The sequence below is a fragment of the Gemmatimonadota bacterium genome (genome assembly GCA_009838845.1).
Lineage (GTDB): Bacteria > Latescibacterota > UBA2968 > UBA2968 > UBA2968 > VXRD01.
The window spans coordinates 62680-76575 of the sequence record VXRD01000003.1 but is presented as its reverse complement, the minus strand read 5'-3'; the positions used below and the strand labels follow the sequence as shown (position 1 = coordinate 76575).

General features: G+C 53.0%; 12 protein-coding genes. 8 read left to right on the top strand and 4 right to left on the bottom strand.

Features of this window, described 5'->3' with window-relative positions; translation table 11 throughout:
* The first annotated feature begins 7 nt into the window (after window positions 1-7).
* Entirely contained in the window at window positions 8-964 is a 957-nt protein-coding gene (locus tag F4Y39_00555) for a hypothetical protein (GenBank protein MYC12194.1), read from the top strand.
* Between the two features lie 102 nt (window positions 965-1066).
* On the opposite strand, the gene F4Y39_00550 is transcribed toward F4Y39_00555, so the two are convergent.
* The 4 genes from F4Y39_00550 to F4Y39_00535 are packed head-to-tail and all read right to left on the bottom strand — an operon-like array spanning window position 1067 to window position 5114.
* A complete protein-coding gene (locus F4Y39_00550) occupies window positions 1067-2017 on the bottom strand; it encodes a hypothetical protein (GenBank protein MYC12193.1) in 951 nt (316 codons plus the stop codon).
* Window positions 2018-2050: 33 nt separating this feature from the next.
* The gene (locus tag F4Y39_00545; protein ID MYC12192.1) at window positions 2051-2851 is read right to left on the bottom strand and encodes a M48 family metalloprotease; all 801 of its coding nucleotides are present in this window, start codon (window positions 2849-2851) and stop codon (window positions 2051-2053) included.
* Window positions 2848-3738, bottom strand: a complete 891-nt coding sequence (locus tag F4Y39_00540; protein ID MYC12191.1) for an LD-carboxypeptidase — start codon at window positions 3736-3738, stop codon at window positions 2848-2850. Before F4Y39_00540 ends, F4Y39_00545 begins: the two co-directional genes overlap by 4 nt.
* A complete protein-coding gene (locus F4Y39_00535) occupies window positions 3735-5114 on the bottom strand; it encodes a UDP-N-acetylmuramate--alanine ligase (protein ID MYC12190.1) in 1380 nt (459 codons plus the stop codon). Before F4Y39_00535 ends, F4Y39_00540 begins: the two co-directional genes overlap by 4 nt.
* Window positions 5115-5337: 223 nt before the next feature.
* Between F4Y39_00535 and F4Y39_00530 the strand changes: the two genes are divergently transcribed.
* The 7 genes from F4Y39_00530 (at window position 5338) to F4Y39_00500 (ending at window position 13594) form a co-directional block, all read left to right on the top strand.
* On the top strand, window positions 5338-6480 hold the full coding sequence (locus F4Y39_00530) for an aldose 1-epimerase family protein (protein MYC12189.1): 1143 nt from the start codon (window positions 5338-5340) through the stop codon (window positions 6478-6480).
* A 36-nt stretch (window positions 6481-6516) separates the two neighbouring features.
* A complete protein-coding gene (locus tag F4Y39_00525) occupies window positions 6517-6837 on the top strand; it encodes a hypothetical protein (GenBank protein MYC12188.1) in 321 nt (106 codons plus the stop codon).
* A 105-nt stretch (window positions 6838-6942) separates the two neighbouring features.
* On the top strand, window positions 6943-7605 hold the full coding sequence (locus F4Y39_00520) for a DUF4159 domain-containing protein (GenBank protein ID MYC12187.1): 663 nt from the start codon (window positions 6943-6945) through the stop codon (window positions 7603-7605).
* 10 nt (window positions 7606-7615) lie between these two features.
* Window positions 7616-10906, top strand: a complete 3291-nt coding sequence (locus F4Y39_00515) for a hypothetical protein (GenBank protein ID MYC12186.1) — start codon at window positions 7616-7618, stop codon at window positions 10904-10906.
* Window positions 10881-12818 carry a tetratricopeptide repeat protein gene (locus F4Y39_00510; protein ID MYC12185.1) on the top strand — a complete coding sequence of 646 codons (1938 nt, stop codon included), beginning with the start codon at window positions 10881-10883 and terminating at the stop codon, window positions 12816-12818. Before F4Y39_00515 ends, F4Y39_00510 begins: the two co-directional genes overlap by 26 nt.
* Window positions 12815-13114, top strand: a complete 300-nt coding sequence (locus tag F4Y39_00505) for a HigA family addiction module antidote protein (protein ID MYC12184.1) — start codon at window positions 12815-12817, stop codon at window positions 13112-13114. The genes F4Y39_00510 and F4Y39_00505 overlap by 4 nt, the downstream gene beginning before the upstream one ends.
* A 33-nt stretch (window positions 13115-13147) precedes the next feature.
* The gene (locus F4Y39_00500; protein MYC12183.1) at window positions 13148-13594 is read left to right on the top strand and encodes a hypothetical protein; all 447 of its coding nucleotides are present in this window, start codon (window positions 13148-13150) and stop codon (window positions 13592-13594) included.
* Window positions 13595-13896: the final 302 nt, after the last annotated feature.

Here is a 13896-nt window from a genome sequence, read left to right as displayed (position 1 = left end):
GTAACTGATGAAAAAACAAAAAGTAAAGCTAATTAGCTCTAACGGAATGGAATTCACTACAATATGGCCTTCGTCATCAGATCCTGAATTTAAACAGGCTATTAAAGAATTTCAAGATGAGGTAGAAAAGATTAAAATGGAATGTCTTAAGACACAACGTATAGAATTTATGGAATTTCCAAGTGCGCCACTCATTGCGGTGATCTTAGATTATTACTCGAAATTAAACATGTTAGATTCTGGATCTGTCAAGATTGAACACCTACCACCAGAGATGACACGGTCAGAAGCTATAAATCGCTTTAAAAAACATCTAACCGCGGAATTATCAGAAATTCTATTCCCATTTGTGAGAGGGTCTATTGCGCATTACTTAACGAAAATTGAGTCTTCAATGCTAACTTTTATGGAGCGTATAGCCACGTCCTATAGTAAAGGAGATACTAGCGTAATAGACCAATCTTGGATCAATGACCTGTTATTTTCGTCCAAATTGAAATGCTTAGAAGAGTATTTGAAAAAAAATAACTACTTAGAAAACTCTTATCAAAGTTCAAAGTTCTTGAAGGGAATCCTTGAAGTTCTCACCGAAGTATCCTTTTTTAGAAATAAAATGAGTCACCCACGTTATTCTATGTCATCTGATAATCCTCTTAGATTAGAATTTTATGATGATCCAAGAACAAGGAATACTACCCAATTCATTGATCTGGATTATGAAACCGCAAAATTTCTTGTTAAATATCTATGGAAACTTTCCTATGTTATGGAAATGATACCAGAGTTCGCCCCTTCTGAGCTTGAACGACTATTTCAAAATAAGGACTTCAAATCGTCGCATAAATTTGTCCTGAACAAGCTGAAGAAGTTTAAAAGTCAAATAAAGACTTCGACATCTTTCAACGAAGAAACGGGACACCTTATTCTTCATCATGATGGACATGACTCACATGAGCAACAATAACAACGATTTTATAGGCGGATTTGTGAGGGGTTTCTGCATCGTTTTTTTCGGCGGATTGATAGTGCTCGGCATAATCATTATCTTGTTGCTGGCTCTTTAAACCTATTTAATCTCCATAGTCACTTCTGGTGCGTTTGCCGGACCGGTAATTTTTACTCGTATGGGAATGGCTCTGCCCAGGCGAAACCCGGCGAATTGAATGGGCATTTCCACATCCAGCACATAATCCAACTGCCCACCCAAAGTCTTACCATTCAACGTACAAGCTATATCTGAAGCAGTGAACTGTGTCCCATCGAGAATCACCTCATCGCCTTGCACCTGAAAAACCACCGTCACATCTTTGAGCGGGACCTCATCGGCATTTATCAAACCCCATTGTGCCATTGGATGCAACAATCGCTGCAAAAAAGCCCACTTCACAATGCGCCCCTCGACCATTTGTGCGGTACCACTCACGCCTGCACCTGAAACCTGGGTCTTAATATCAACCGCGCCGTAAAGCGGTATATCCCAGCCAATCGAACGCACCACCTGTTCTGCCTGAGCATTCGCAAGCGACACAGACCCATCCCACGCGCCATTATCCCACACCAGATCACCCGTGAGCACTCCCTCGTACACCTGTCCCTCTATCCGCGAGATAGATAAACGTCCATTTTGAGGATACAAATCCATCTCCAAACGGCGGAACACAAACTCAATGCGCCTCTGCCCCTCGGGCGAAACAACCGCATCTTCCATCACCAATTCGCCCCACCACCTATCTCCCAACAACCACGCGCTCGGCGACACAGGCACCTGTGCCCGCTCCGCAACCAACAAAGGATAAGAGCCATCCCCCTTTTCCACCCTTAAACCCGAAAACACCACACCATCAGATAGCCCCCACTCTATATGGTCGAACATCACCTCTCTGCCCAAAGCAGACGACAAATGCGGTTGCACAATCGCCTTCAACCGCTGCGGCGTCATATACCAGTACGCACTGGCGACTAAAACAATCAGAACCGCCGTGCTAATCGGAAAAAACCACTTGAGAAAACGAACCATAGGAAGTAGGAAGTGTGAAGTTCGCAAAGACTACTAACTGCCTTTACCTCCGCCGATGCGGGCGCGAATTTGCTCGAATCGCGCGGATGTCTTTTTAAGGCCTGCGGTATTCGGAAGTTTGGCAATTTCAGATCGGACAAAATCAATGCGAGATTGCGTTGGGGGATGGGTCGAAAACCACGCCTCGACCCCTTTGGGTTCCCGTTTGTGCAACTTCAACAGCGTCTCAAAAAAACGCGCTATGCCCTCGGGATCAACATCCGCATTTACCATGCAATGTACCGCGAACTTATCGGATTCGCGCTCTGCTTCTCGTCCGTAGCTTAACACGCCCAATCCTCCGCCAAATCCCAATAATTGGGCGATGACCTTTCGCTTCAACGATGGATCCCCGCTCCCGGATATCACATCGACCACAACAGCAAGACCATACTGCTGTGAGATTTTCTTAGCCCCGTGATGCATCTCCACATGCCCAATCTCGTGCCCAATCACCCCGGCCAGTTCCGACTCGGTCCCAGCTGCTTTAATCAACCCGAGATTCACATATATAAATCCCCCTGGCAGAGCAAATGCATTCACCTCGGGTGCATCGACCACCTTAAAATAATATCGAAACTGTGACAGTCTCGACGCCCGCACCAGAGCCTGACCCAAACTATCTATATAAGCGCGCACCAGCGGATCCCTGTACAATCGCACGGACCGCTCCACCTCTCGCGAGGCTTGCCTGCCAAGCTCCACCTCTTGCTCGGGCGTCAACAAATTTAGCTTATTTATCACCGCGCATGACATCGTCAAGGCAATGATCAATATCAGGGGTATTTTTTTCATAGATCAAATTCCAACACATCTCGTGCAATCCTCACACCCAGACCAATCGGCAGTACCCGCCGCACTTTGCCATGCCCATAGGGCAAACCACAAAAAACCGGGCAGGATACCCGCGCAACAAAATCATCGACCACATCCTCGATCCGGCCCTCTGTCTCGCGCTCGGGTTCGCAATCCACAAATTCCCCAAACACCACACCTGCGACCCGATCAAACACCCCGGCCATCGCCAACTGATTTAGCATCCGGTCCACGCGATACGGCGGCTCATTCACATCCTCCAGCACCAGCACCGCACCATCGAGTACTGGAAAAAACCGCGTACCCACCAGCGACGCCACCAGTGACAAACATCCCCCAATGAATGGACCATTCACCTCCCCACCGCGCAGAGGCGTTAAACCAACGCCCTCAAACCGATGCGAACACACCGCTTCCCATAATGCCTTATCCGTCTCCTCCTGGACACCTTCTACCGTCACATCCGAACATAGCAAAAACCCGGAAAATGTCACCAATTCCGTTCGCGCAAAAATCGCCAACTGCAACGCCGTCGTATCGCTCAACCCCACCAGCACCTTTGGATTTTGGGCAATAGATGTCCAATCCAAAAACTCTAAAATGCGGGCTGCTCCATACCCGCCGCGCGCGACAAAAATACCCTTCACATCCCCATCGGCAAACATCGCATTCACATCATCTGCACGCGCCCGATCCGTCCCCGCCAAATACCGCTCCTGAGCGTAAAGCGATGTCCCCTCGCGCACATCAAACCCCTTCGCGCGCAAAAACGTCAGCCCGGGGGCCAACCGCTCGCGTTCAAAAGACCCGGACGGCGCAATCACCCCCACCGTATCACCCGGTTGCAATTCAGGAGGTAAGCTCATCGCACCCTGCTCTCAATCTGTAATAATATATCTCTTGCAAAATCCGTCAGCGAATCATCCCGCGCGCCCATCACCACAACCCGGTCGCCATTCCGGGCCTCCTCCGCCAAACGCACAACAATATCCTCGCGTCTTTCAATATACTCAGCCCGCCGTCCAGCACGCGCAATCTGAGCGATCAAATCCCCCGACGAAATATCCTTTTGCGCTGTCCCACCGGCATAAAAAATCTCCGACATAATCACCAGATCATCTCCTTCTATCCCATTGATAAATGCCGAAATCAGCCCATCCATCAAAAACCGCGTTGGACCAAACCCGTGAGGTTGAAAAACCGACAACACGCGCCCTGGCTGCGCCTTCAGCGTTGCCAAACTCGCGGCAATTTTATCTGGATTATGTGCAAAATCATCGATCACCGTCACCCCTTGCGCCTTGCCCACCACCTCCAACCGCCTGCCAATCCCTCGAAAATTACCCAATGCTTCTGCCCCATCCCGCACGCTTACTCCAAGCACCCCACACGTGGCAATAGCCGCCACTGCATTGGCAACATTGTGTCGGCCCGGCACGCGCAACCGACAAGCCTGCCCATTGACAACACACCGCACGCCATCGGGCAACAGCTCGACATCGGCAGCATGCACATCTGCCCCTTCGCAATCCACCCCAAAAGTCACCCGCCGTTTTACCCCCTGCGTCAAAGCCATCGACCGCGCGCACAGAAGATTCACCACCGCATCTCTTGCTCGCGCACAGAATGCCCCAAAAAGTGACTCCAATTCCGCCATCGGCTTGTGATCCAGCGAAATATTCGTCAACACCGACACCGTCGGCTCGTACAGCGCAATCGTACCATCACTCTCATCAGCCTCAATCACCACCAACTCGGCATCCCCGCATAATGCATTGCCCAATCGCGGTGGCTGCACCACATCGCGCATCATACCCCCATTGATCACCGTGGGATCCCGCCCGGTCCTGTTCAAAATATGACCAATCATCCCTGTCACTGTCGATTTTCCACTCGTCCCTCCCACGGCAATCCCCGTTCCCCGATGGAACAAATCCGCCAACACCTCTGCCCGCTTGCGAATAGCAATACCGCGATCCAGCCCCGCCTGTACATCTAAAATCGTCGGCTCGACTGCACTCGACACCACCAGCACATCCACATCTGCATCCACGCCCGACCCATCCTGCGGAAACAACACCACCCCAAGCGCCTGCAACCGCGCGTACAAATCCGCATTCTGCCCCTGGTCATAGCTGCGATCCGACCCGCGCACCGCATGACCCTGATGCAACAACACCTGGGCAATGGCACTCATGCCACTGCCACCAATACCGCAAAAGAAAAAAGTTTGTTTTTTCATTACAATCGCCAATGCTGTAGAAGTTGCGTAAAATCAGTATAAAATTAAGTCCTTATACCCATTTTGACAACCATCCCGGCATCATCATGCGGCGGCATCTCTACGTTGCGCTTTTCACCTCGCGCATTTTCCCGTATATTCTGACGATCATAGACAACAAAAGGAGCCTGCCCCAACGACGGGCGGGCACGGGGGCACCGCCCCTACACAGAAGGAAATTCCCATGGAAGGCATGTATCGCTTTGTCCTCACCGATGTCGAACGCGCACTCTGGACAGAATCGTGGACCATCGATGAATCCACCCTGCCACTTGGCACAGAACATACCTGGCGCGTACAAAAAGCCGCCCTCAAAGGCGGCGTACAAGACGGGGTTGATCTCATAGAACTCGACAACGGGGCACTCTCTATATTCATCGTTCCCACGCGCGGCATGGGAATATGGAAAGGCACGTATCGCGGTATCTCCCTCGGCTGGGAATCGCCCGTGCGCGACCTCGTCAACCCGGCCTTCATCGAACTCAACGACCGGGGTGGCCTGGGATGGCTCAAAGGCTTCAACGAATGGATCGTGCGCTGTGGCCTCGACAGCAATGGCGCCCCCGGCAAAGATATCGTAATCGACAACAACGGCAACGAAGCCGAAGTCTTTGTCCCCCTGCACGGCAAAATCGCCAACATACCCGCGCGCTATGTCGAAATACAAATCGACCTGACACCGCCCCGTCGCATCACTGTATTGGGCATCGTCGATGAAACCATGATGTTTGGTCCCGCGCTGCGCCTCACCACAGCCATATCGACAGAACTCGGCAGCAACAACTTCACCATAGCCGATCAAGTCACCAACCTCAACGACAAACCCGCTGAAATGCAACTGCTCTACCACTGCAACTACGGCGCGCCCCTCCTCGAAGAAGGCGCATCCATCGTAACGTCGCACAAAACCGTCTCCCCACGCGACCCACGCGCAGAGGAAGGCTTCAAAACATTCGACCAATGCCTCGGTCCCACCCCGGGTTATATCGAACAAGTTTATTTTTACGAACTCGCTGGCAACAGCGAAGGCAACACATCTGTACTGCTCAAAAACGCCGAAGGCAATCTGGGATCTTCGCTCCACTACGCACTCAAACAAATGCCGTACTTTACCCTCTGGAAAAACACTGCAGCAACCCCAGATGGATACGTTGTAGGCCTCGAACCCGCCACCAACTATCCCAACGCCAAAAGCTTTGAACGCGACGCCGGACGCGTCATCACACTCAACGGCGGCGAAACCCAGCACTGCGACCTCACCATCGCCGTTCACGACACCAAAAGCGGCGTACAGGCCGCAGAGCGCGAAATCGGACAAATAAAATAAGAACAGGACTTTTCCATGCCCAGAACCCTTGGCAAAATGTGCGAACAAGCCATAGGCAAAGTACGACGCTTTGTGCTGCTGCGATTTCGCAAAGCCTATGTCGCGCAACAAGAAAAAAACCGACAGGGCGAATGCAATCAATGTGGCAACTGCTGCGAACTCCTGTTCAAATGCCCCTTTCTCATCAAAAATGACACCGGGGATACCCTCTGTAGCATCTACGAAAACCGCCCCAAACAATGCGCGGCATTTCCAATTGACACGCGGTGTTTATCAGAAGTTGACTTCGACTGCACTTACACCTTTGGCACGGAGCCTTCCATCCTGCAAATTGACAACGTAAAAAGTGAGACATAAGAGACCTCCGACGGGCGGGCACAGGAGCCTGCTCCGTAATGATTTTATACGGAGGCACCGCCCCTACAACGGAACCGAACACCGCCTTTTCGCGTCATAAAAACCATGCGCCATTTCATCCTTCTACTCCTGATAATCTCTGCGTCCAGCCTGGCGCAATTGCAAGACCCGCCCGCCGCATTCACCATAGCGCGTATCAAATACGACGGCGGCGGCGACTGGTACAATGGGCCAACAGAAATACCCAACCTGCTCGCATTTATCAGACAACACACGCCCATCCGCACCGCCGAGCAAGAAGCCCAGGTCGCGCTTACCGACGAACACCTCTTTGCCTATCCCGTTCTATTTCTCACCGGACATGGCAACATCCGATTCTCCGAAGAGGAACTGCGGCGCTTGCGCCTCTATCTCGAACGCGGCGGATTTCTTTTTGCCAACGACGACTACGGCCTGGACGAATCCTTTCGTCGGGAAATCAAACGCGCATTTCCCGACAAAAAACTCGTCCAATTGCCCCCTTCTTTTGGCCTCTTCAAAACGCCGTTTCAATTTCCAAACGGCTTGCCAAAAATCCACGAACACGACGGCGATCCTCCTCAGGCTCTGGGCCTATTTCACGAAGACCGCCTGATCGTCTTTTACAACACGAGTAGCGACATCGCCGATGGATGGGATGACCCCGACGTACACAACGACCCGCCCGAAAAAAGACAAGAAGCCCTCAAAATGGGCACCAACGTCATTGTCTGGGCACTAACGCACTGACCACTGTTCCATGACCTCACACTCTGCACATCAAAAACTCACCCACCGCCTCACAAGACTGCGCACACTGCTGGCGGCGAATCGGGCACTAACGGGCGTAGGACTCGCGCTGGTATTTATCCTCAGCGCGGGAATTGCCCTCCTCATCCTCGAATCGATATTCTACCTGCGCCCAATCCTCAAAATTGTTTTGGAGAGTTTGTGCACCCTATGCCTCTTATACCTGCTCGCCCGCTTCTGCGTCATCCCATTTATCCGCCCTGCCAGCCTCGACCAGATCGCACTGCGCGTGGAACAACACTTTGGCGGCCTCCAGCAACACCTGATCAACGCACTCCAATTGTGGCGACAAAGAGACCGCGAAAAACACGCCACCGCACTCGTCGATGCCGCAATCATCCAGGCAGAACGCGCCACACAGCATCTTCCTTATGAAAGACTCATCAATCGCAAGCCACCCATCCGCGCTGCCACGGCAGTTGTCGTGCTCGCCCTCGTCGCGCTCTTGCTCCACGCGGGATGGCCCACGGCCTTATCCGGCGCAGCCCAACGCCTCGCAAACCCGCAAACCCCATACACTCGCCCGCCAGACACGTACATAATTTTAAAACCGGGCAATGTCGAAATCATCGGTGGGGAGCCACTTACGCTCACCGCACAATTTGCGGGCATTGTTCCGCGCACTGCGCGCCTGTATGTGCGCGAAAAAGGCGTACAAACGTGGGCCTCTTTTGTCTTACCAGTCAAACAAACGGGCACATCTCACCACTTTCCCAATGTCACGCGATCTTTTGACTACCGCCTGTCTGCCCACGACGCGCAAACCCCCACCTACACTGCAACCGTACACCCGCGCCCCATTGTCACGCGCATCTCGCACCGCGACCGATTTCCGCCGCACACAGCCATGCCCGACCGCATCGATCAACAGGGCGGCGACGTAATTGTACCAATCGGCACAGAAATCTCATTGACCATTGAAGCCAACAAACCCCTCGAATCGGCCTCGCTCGTATTTGACGACGCAACCGAATTACCCGCCTCAGTATCTTCATCGCTTGCACAGGCGACCCTGACAGTGAAAAAAGACGGGCGCTATCGCATACACTTGCGCGATCCCTATATGATCGCCAACAAAGACCCCGTAACATATCGCATTGTCGCGCTGCCCGATCAACCGCCAGACGTGCGCCTGTTGCGACCGGGACAAGATATCGACCTCACAGAATCGATGCGCGTCTCCCTCGTTGCCGAAGCCTTTGACGACTATGGCATCTCGCGCCTGCAACTCAGATACCAGAAAGACGACGACAAAGACCACATCCTTCCAATTATCACAACGCCCGGGCGCGAAATTGAGACGTCTTATCACTGGGACCTGTCCAACCTCGACTTGCTACCGGGCGATCAAATCACCTACAGAATCCGCGCTTACGACAACAATCCCAGGCCCTCTTATGGGGAAACAGCCACCTTTACAATTCGCATGCCCAGCCTGTTTGAAATCCATCGAGAAGCGGACAAAACACAGCGCGAAAGCATTGACGAGATCGAAACCGTGCAACAACGCGGGCGCGAACTCGACGCGCGCCTCAAAGAACTCGCCCGCGATATGCTCTCCAAAGACAAACTCGATTGGCAGGAAAAACGCGAACTCGAAAAAGTTCGCCAAACACAGGAACAACTCGCCGAACAAATTGAATCCACAGCCGAACAACTCGAACGCGCACTCGACCGCCTGCAAGAGAGCGGATTGCTCGAAGACGATACCCTGCAAAAACTCGAAGAACTACAAACATTGCTTTCGCAAATTCGCACGCCAGAACTCGAGGCCGTCATGAAAAAATTGGACGAAGCCATCAAAAGTGCCGATGCAAACATGGTGCGCGAGGCCCTTGAACAATTTCAGATGGAACGCGAAAAATTCCGCGAAAGCATCGACCGCACCCTCGCCCTTTTGCGGCGCGTGCAACAACAACAAACCCTCGACGCGCTCAACCAGAAACTCGAAGAACTCGCCCACGCCCAGGATCAGATCACGCAAAATATCGAACGCGAACCCACCGAAGACCTCATCCGCCGCCAGACGCGAATCGCCCGAGACACCGAACAATTACGCACAGAACTGCAACAAGCATCGCAAAAAATGGACAGTCCCACTGACGGCGAACTCGACCAAATCGCCAACGCAATACAAAACAAACAACTCACCCCTCGCATGGATCAAGTGCGCCAGGACCTCGCTCTGGGACAACGGCAAAGCGCGGGACAAAACAGCGATTCTCTCGCCCGGGACTTACAAAACCTGAGTCAGAACCTCGCACAGGCCCGACAACAATTTATCCAGCGACAAAAAGAAGAAATCGCCAGAGAACTCAACCGCGTATTGCACGATCTCCTCACCTTATCCCAGGCGCAGGAACGCACGGCACAGCGCGCCAATGAGGCGGGAAGTCGCGACGACACCGCCCCCCTCGCCCTGGATCAGGCGCGTGCGATAACCGGGGCATCGCGCATGGCACAACGCCTGATGGACGCCTCGCAAAAAACCTTCTTTATGCCCCCCAGCGCACAGGCAGCCCTCGGTCAGGCCTTAAACAAAATGGATGGCGCTGCCGAACAACTCAACGCGGGCAATGCCACTCAGGCAGCCCAACTCGCCCGCGAAGCCATGGGAGAAATCAATCGCGGAGCCATGATGGTACAAAACGCACTGGGACAACTCGCCTCTTCGGAATCGGGCACGGGCTTTGAAGAAATGATGGCAAAAATGGCCCAACTCGCCCAACAACAGGGATCACTCAACGCCCAAACCGAAAATCTATTTGGGCAATCCGGGCAAGGAGGCCAACCCTCGTGGCAAAAACTCGCGGCCCAACAGCGCGCCATCCGGGACGCGCTCAATGCCCTGCGCGGCGAATTGGCGCGGCAACAGCGCGAAATGCTCGGCGACCTGGGCAAAATTGCCAGCGACATGCAGGAAACCGCACGCGAACTTCTCCAACGCCAGGTCGCACCCCAAACCCTCATGCGACAGCGACAGATCCTCTCCCGCATGCTCGATGCCCAACAGGCGATGAGATCGCGCGGAAAGAGCAAAAAGCGACAGGCGCGCACAGGCGTAAATTTGACCTATCGCGGACCGGGAACGCTCCCCGCAGATTTGGGGGAAGCCGACAACCCCCTGCGCCATCTGATGCGCGACGCCCTCAAAGAGGGATATTCACCTGAATACCAGGCCCTCATCCGGCGGTATTTTGAAAACTTGATTGAAGATGCGAAAAAGACAACGGACGAATAAACGAATCAACGAATCAACGAATAAACGAATCAACGAATCAACGACGGAGTTTGTAGTAACTTTGGGTGGCGGGGTGGGGTTCGTCTATTCGTCTATGAACTGCTGGCGCAGTTGTACACCGCTCCGTCTATTCGCTATTCTCCTCTTATGCGTGGGGATTGCCACGGCATCTACCGAGACCGAGCAGATCAACGCCGCGATTCAGCGCGCAATAGCCCTTGAAGCAAAAAAGGACTTCACAAGCGCGATCTACATCTACCGCGGCCTTTACATCCAGCATCCCCATCGCGCCGACCTTCTCATGCGCCTCGAATCCGCACTATCGCGGGCGGGCAGGCATGACGAAGTCGCCGTGCTATTTCGCCAACGCCTCTCATCTGTTCCAAACGATAACAACGCACGCCTTCGCCTGGGCATCGCCCTCTTTGAACTGGGACAAATAGATTCCGCAGCTGCATCCTGGGAACCTCTGCTCCAGAAGGCGACCAACACACATCCCTTTGCCATCATTGCCGACCGCTATCGCAAACGCAACCTCGACAAACGCGCCGAACAAACCTATCGCCGCGCGAGAATTGCACTCCAGGACACAAAGCTGTTTGCTCGCGAACTCGCCGAACTCGCCGAACGCCGCGCCCATTATCCCGATGCCGTGCGCGAATATCTGATCTGGATTCGGCAAAACCCGCAATACCGCGCACACGTTGAAGCACGCCTGCGCGATATGGCCCAAAACGGCGACCAGCACGCCGAGGTCTTTGGCCTGCTCTCATCGCCCAAAGACCAAACCGATCTCAGCCTGCTCATCGAATACGCCCTGCCCGCTGGGTTTGTCGCGCAAACACTCGACCTTTTGCTCTCGCCCAATGCGCCCACAGACAATAACTGGAATTATCTGTTCCGCATTGCGCACTATGCTCTCGACAATGAAAATCCCACAACCGCTATTGCCGCTTATCGGGCAATATGTGACCGCGCAGACCGTTCCGACCATCTGGCGCGTGCACAATTGGGCCTGGGCAAAGCATATCAGCTTGCAAACCGCCCCGCCGAGGCACAAAACCACTACAGCGACCTCATCACCCGTCACCCCAACCGCGCAGAGGCCGACGAAGCCCGTTTTCTCGTGGGCATCATCTTGCGCGACCACCACAACGACGCCGGAGGTGCCCAACAGGCATTTCAAAACCTGATCCAGACCCATCGACGCAGCACCTGGCGATACAAAGCGCTATTTGCCCTCGCCGAAGGACATCTACAGGCGGACAACACAGATAAGACGCGGCTCATCTACCACCAGATCATCGCCGAAAGAGCGACCGCCTCCGAAGCGACCGAAGCCCGTTTTCGCCTCGCCGAATTGCATTTTCTATCGGACCAGATTGACCAGGCTCAAACCCTGCTCGACGCCGTGCTCAAAACAGATGTCAACCGCGACATCATCAACGACACCATCGCCCTATCCGCGCTATTACAAGAAGGCCAGCGCGCAGACGCAACCCTGCTCAGCGCGTATGCCAGTGCCTGCCTCAAACTGCGCCAAAAAGATCAAAACGGAGCATTGCACGCTTTTGAAACCCTCCATCGCGCCCATCCGCAATCCTTTCTCGCGGATCGCTTGCTCGACCATCAGGCCAAAATTTACACCGACCAAAAACGCTATCCACAAGCCCTTCAGACCTATCGCAAACTCATCGCCACACAACCCCATAGCCCACTTTCCCCCGCCGCACACATCGCACAGGGCGCGATCTACGACAAATACCTCGGCCAATATTACGACGCGCAAAAAATCTACGAAACCCTGCTCGTCAACTATCCCACAAGCCTCGAAGCCGACATAGCACGCGAGCGACTGCGAAGCCTCCGACAAAAAATCCAAACCCTCGAAAAAACAAAGGAAGCGGGATGAAAACACCTATCACCCCCGGTGAAATTCTACTGGAAGATTACCTCAAGCCAATGGGGATTTCACAGAATGCCATGGCCTGCGCCATCGGTATTACACCGCAGACAATCAACGAAATCGTTCACGCCCGACGTCCAATCACGCCAGCCATGTCAATCCGCTTTGGTGCCTTCTTCGGCCAGTCCGACGAATTTTGGCACGGACTTCAGGTCGAGTACAACTTTCGCAAACTGGTCAGCGAAAAGCAGCGGCTTACTGCAGGCATCCGCCCAGCCTCAACCCTGAGCCACATAACTTAACCACAGTTCGCGTGATTTTAGAGGGAAATCCAGATGAGCACACAATGGTTGGCTATTCAGAGTTTCCAACAAAGCCAAGAACTCCTATCAGCGATTAACACCCTGTCCATTCATCGTAAATTGACTGACAAGGGGTATCTTGATACGAATAGGAAAGAAGCGGCAGAACAGGTGGTAGAGACCCTTATACCCTTTTTTCAAAAACTGGATAAGATCGTTCAAAATATAGAAGATGGGCCTCGAAAACCTGTTCTGGGCGTAGATGCGCGGTTGCGGCATCTGGCAGAAAACTACGTCCAGGCAAAACGCGCTCAATCTAACTCTCCATTTCTCGAACTTTCTCTTTCTCAAGTCACGGAGTTGTTCTATTCCGAAAGTCCCGAAGACCGTGGTAAAGTCCTGGCAGTACTGGCGGCATTTCGTGAATTATTGGAAGAACATGTGGGTGTTGATGCGAGGCAGTTGCTGGGAAATATCTAATTATCCCAAATCATAGTCAGCGGGCGACCACAGGGGGTCGCCCCTACAAATACCAGATTAACAATATCGCCGTAAGGAATGGCTCCTTTACTATTCCCAGCAGCCAGCAGCCAGCGGCTCAAAACCTTCTGGATTGCGGCTAAAACCATGCCGCAATGACAAGTGCTATTTCTATCGTCTCAGGAAGAACCGAAAAACAAAGGAAGCGGGATGACATTAAAACGACAAAATGTAACTACAGCACATACGAAGCCTACAACGCAACGAAGCCAGATCGCTCGACTCACGTCTTTTATCTGTGT

Excerpts from the sequence above, each read along its gene's own strand:
- F4Y39_00510 (MYC12185.1), top strand. The coding sequence starts at position 10,881 with ATGCGAAAAAGACAACGGACGAATAAACGAATCAACGAATCAACGAAT.
- F4Y39_00535 (MYC12190.1), bottom strand. The coding sequence starts at position 5,114 with ATGAAAAAACAAACTTTTTTCTTTTGCGGTATTGGTGGCAGTGGCATG.
- F4Y39_00540 (MYC12191.1), bottom strand. The coding sequence starts at position 3,738 with ATGAGCTTACCTCCTGAATTGCAACCGGGTGATACGGTGGGGGTGATT.
- F4Y39_00520 (MYC12187.1), top strand. The coding sequence starts at position 6,943 with ATGCGCCATTTCATCCTTCTACTCCTGATAATCTCTGCGTCCAGCCTG.
- F4Y39_00525 (MYC12188.1), top strand. The coding sequence starts at position 6,517 with ATGTGCGAACAAGCCATAGGCAAAGTACGACGCTTTGTGCTGCTGCGA.
- F4Y39_00550 (MYC12193.1), bottom strand. The coding sequence starts at position 2,017 with ATGGTTCGTTTTCTCAAGTGGTTTTTTCCGATTAGCACGGCGGTTCTG.
- F4Y39_00555 (MYC12194.1), top strand. The coding sequence starts at position 8 with ATGAAAAAACAAAAAGTAAAGCTAATTAGCTCTAACGGAATGGAATTC.
- F4Y39_00505 (MYC12184.1), top strand. The coding sequence starts at position 12,815 with ATGAAAACACCTATCACCCCCGGTGAAATTCTACTGGAAGATTACCTC.
- F4Y39_00545 (MYC12192.1), bottom strand. The coding sequence starts at position 2,851 with ATGAAAAAAATACCCCTGATATTGATCATTGCCTTGACGATGTCATGC.
- F4Y39_00515 (MYC12186.1), top strand. The coding sequence starts at position 7,616 with ATGACCTCACACTCTGCACATCAAAAACTCACCCACCGCCTCACAAGA.
- F4Y39_00500 (MYC12183.1), top strand. The coding sequence starts at position 13,148 with ATGAGCACACAATGGTTGGCTATTCAGAGTTTCCAACAAAGCCAAGAA.
- F4Y39_00530 (MYC12189.1), top strand. The coding sequence starts at position 5,338 with ATGGAAGGCATGTATCGCTTTGTCCTCACCGATGTCGAACGCGCACTC.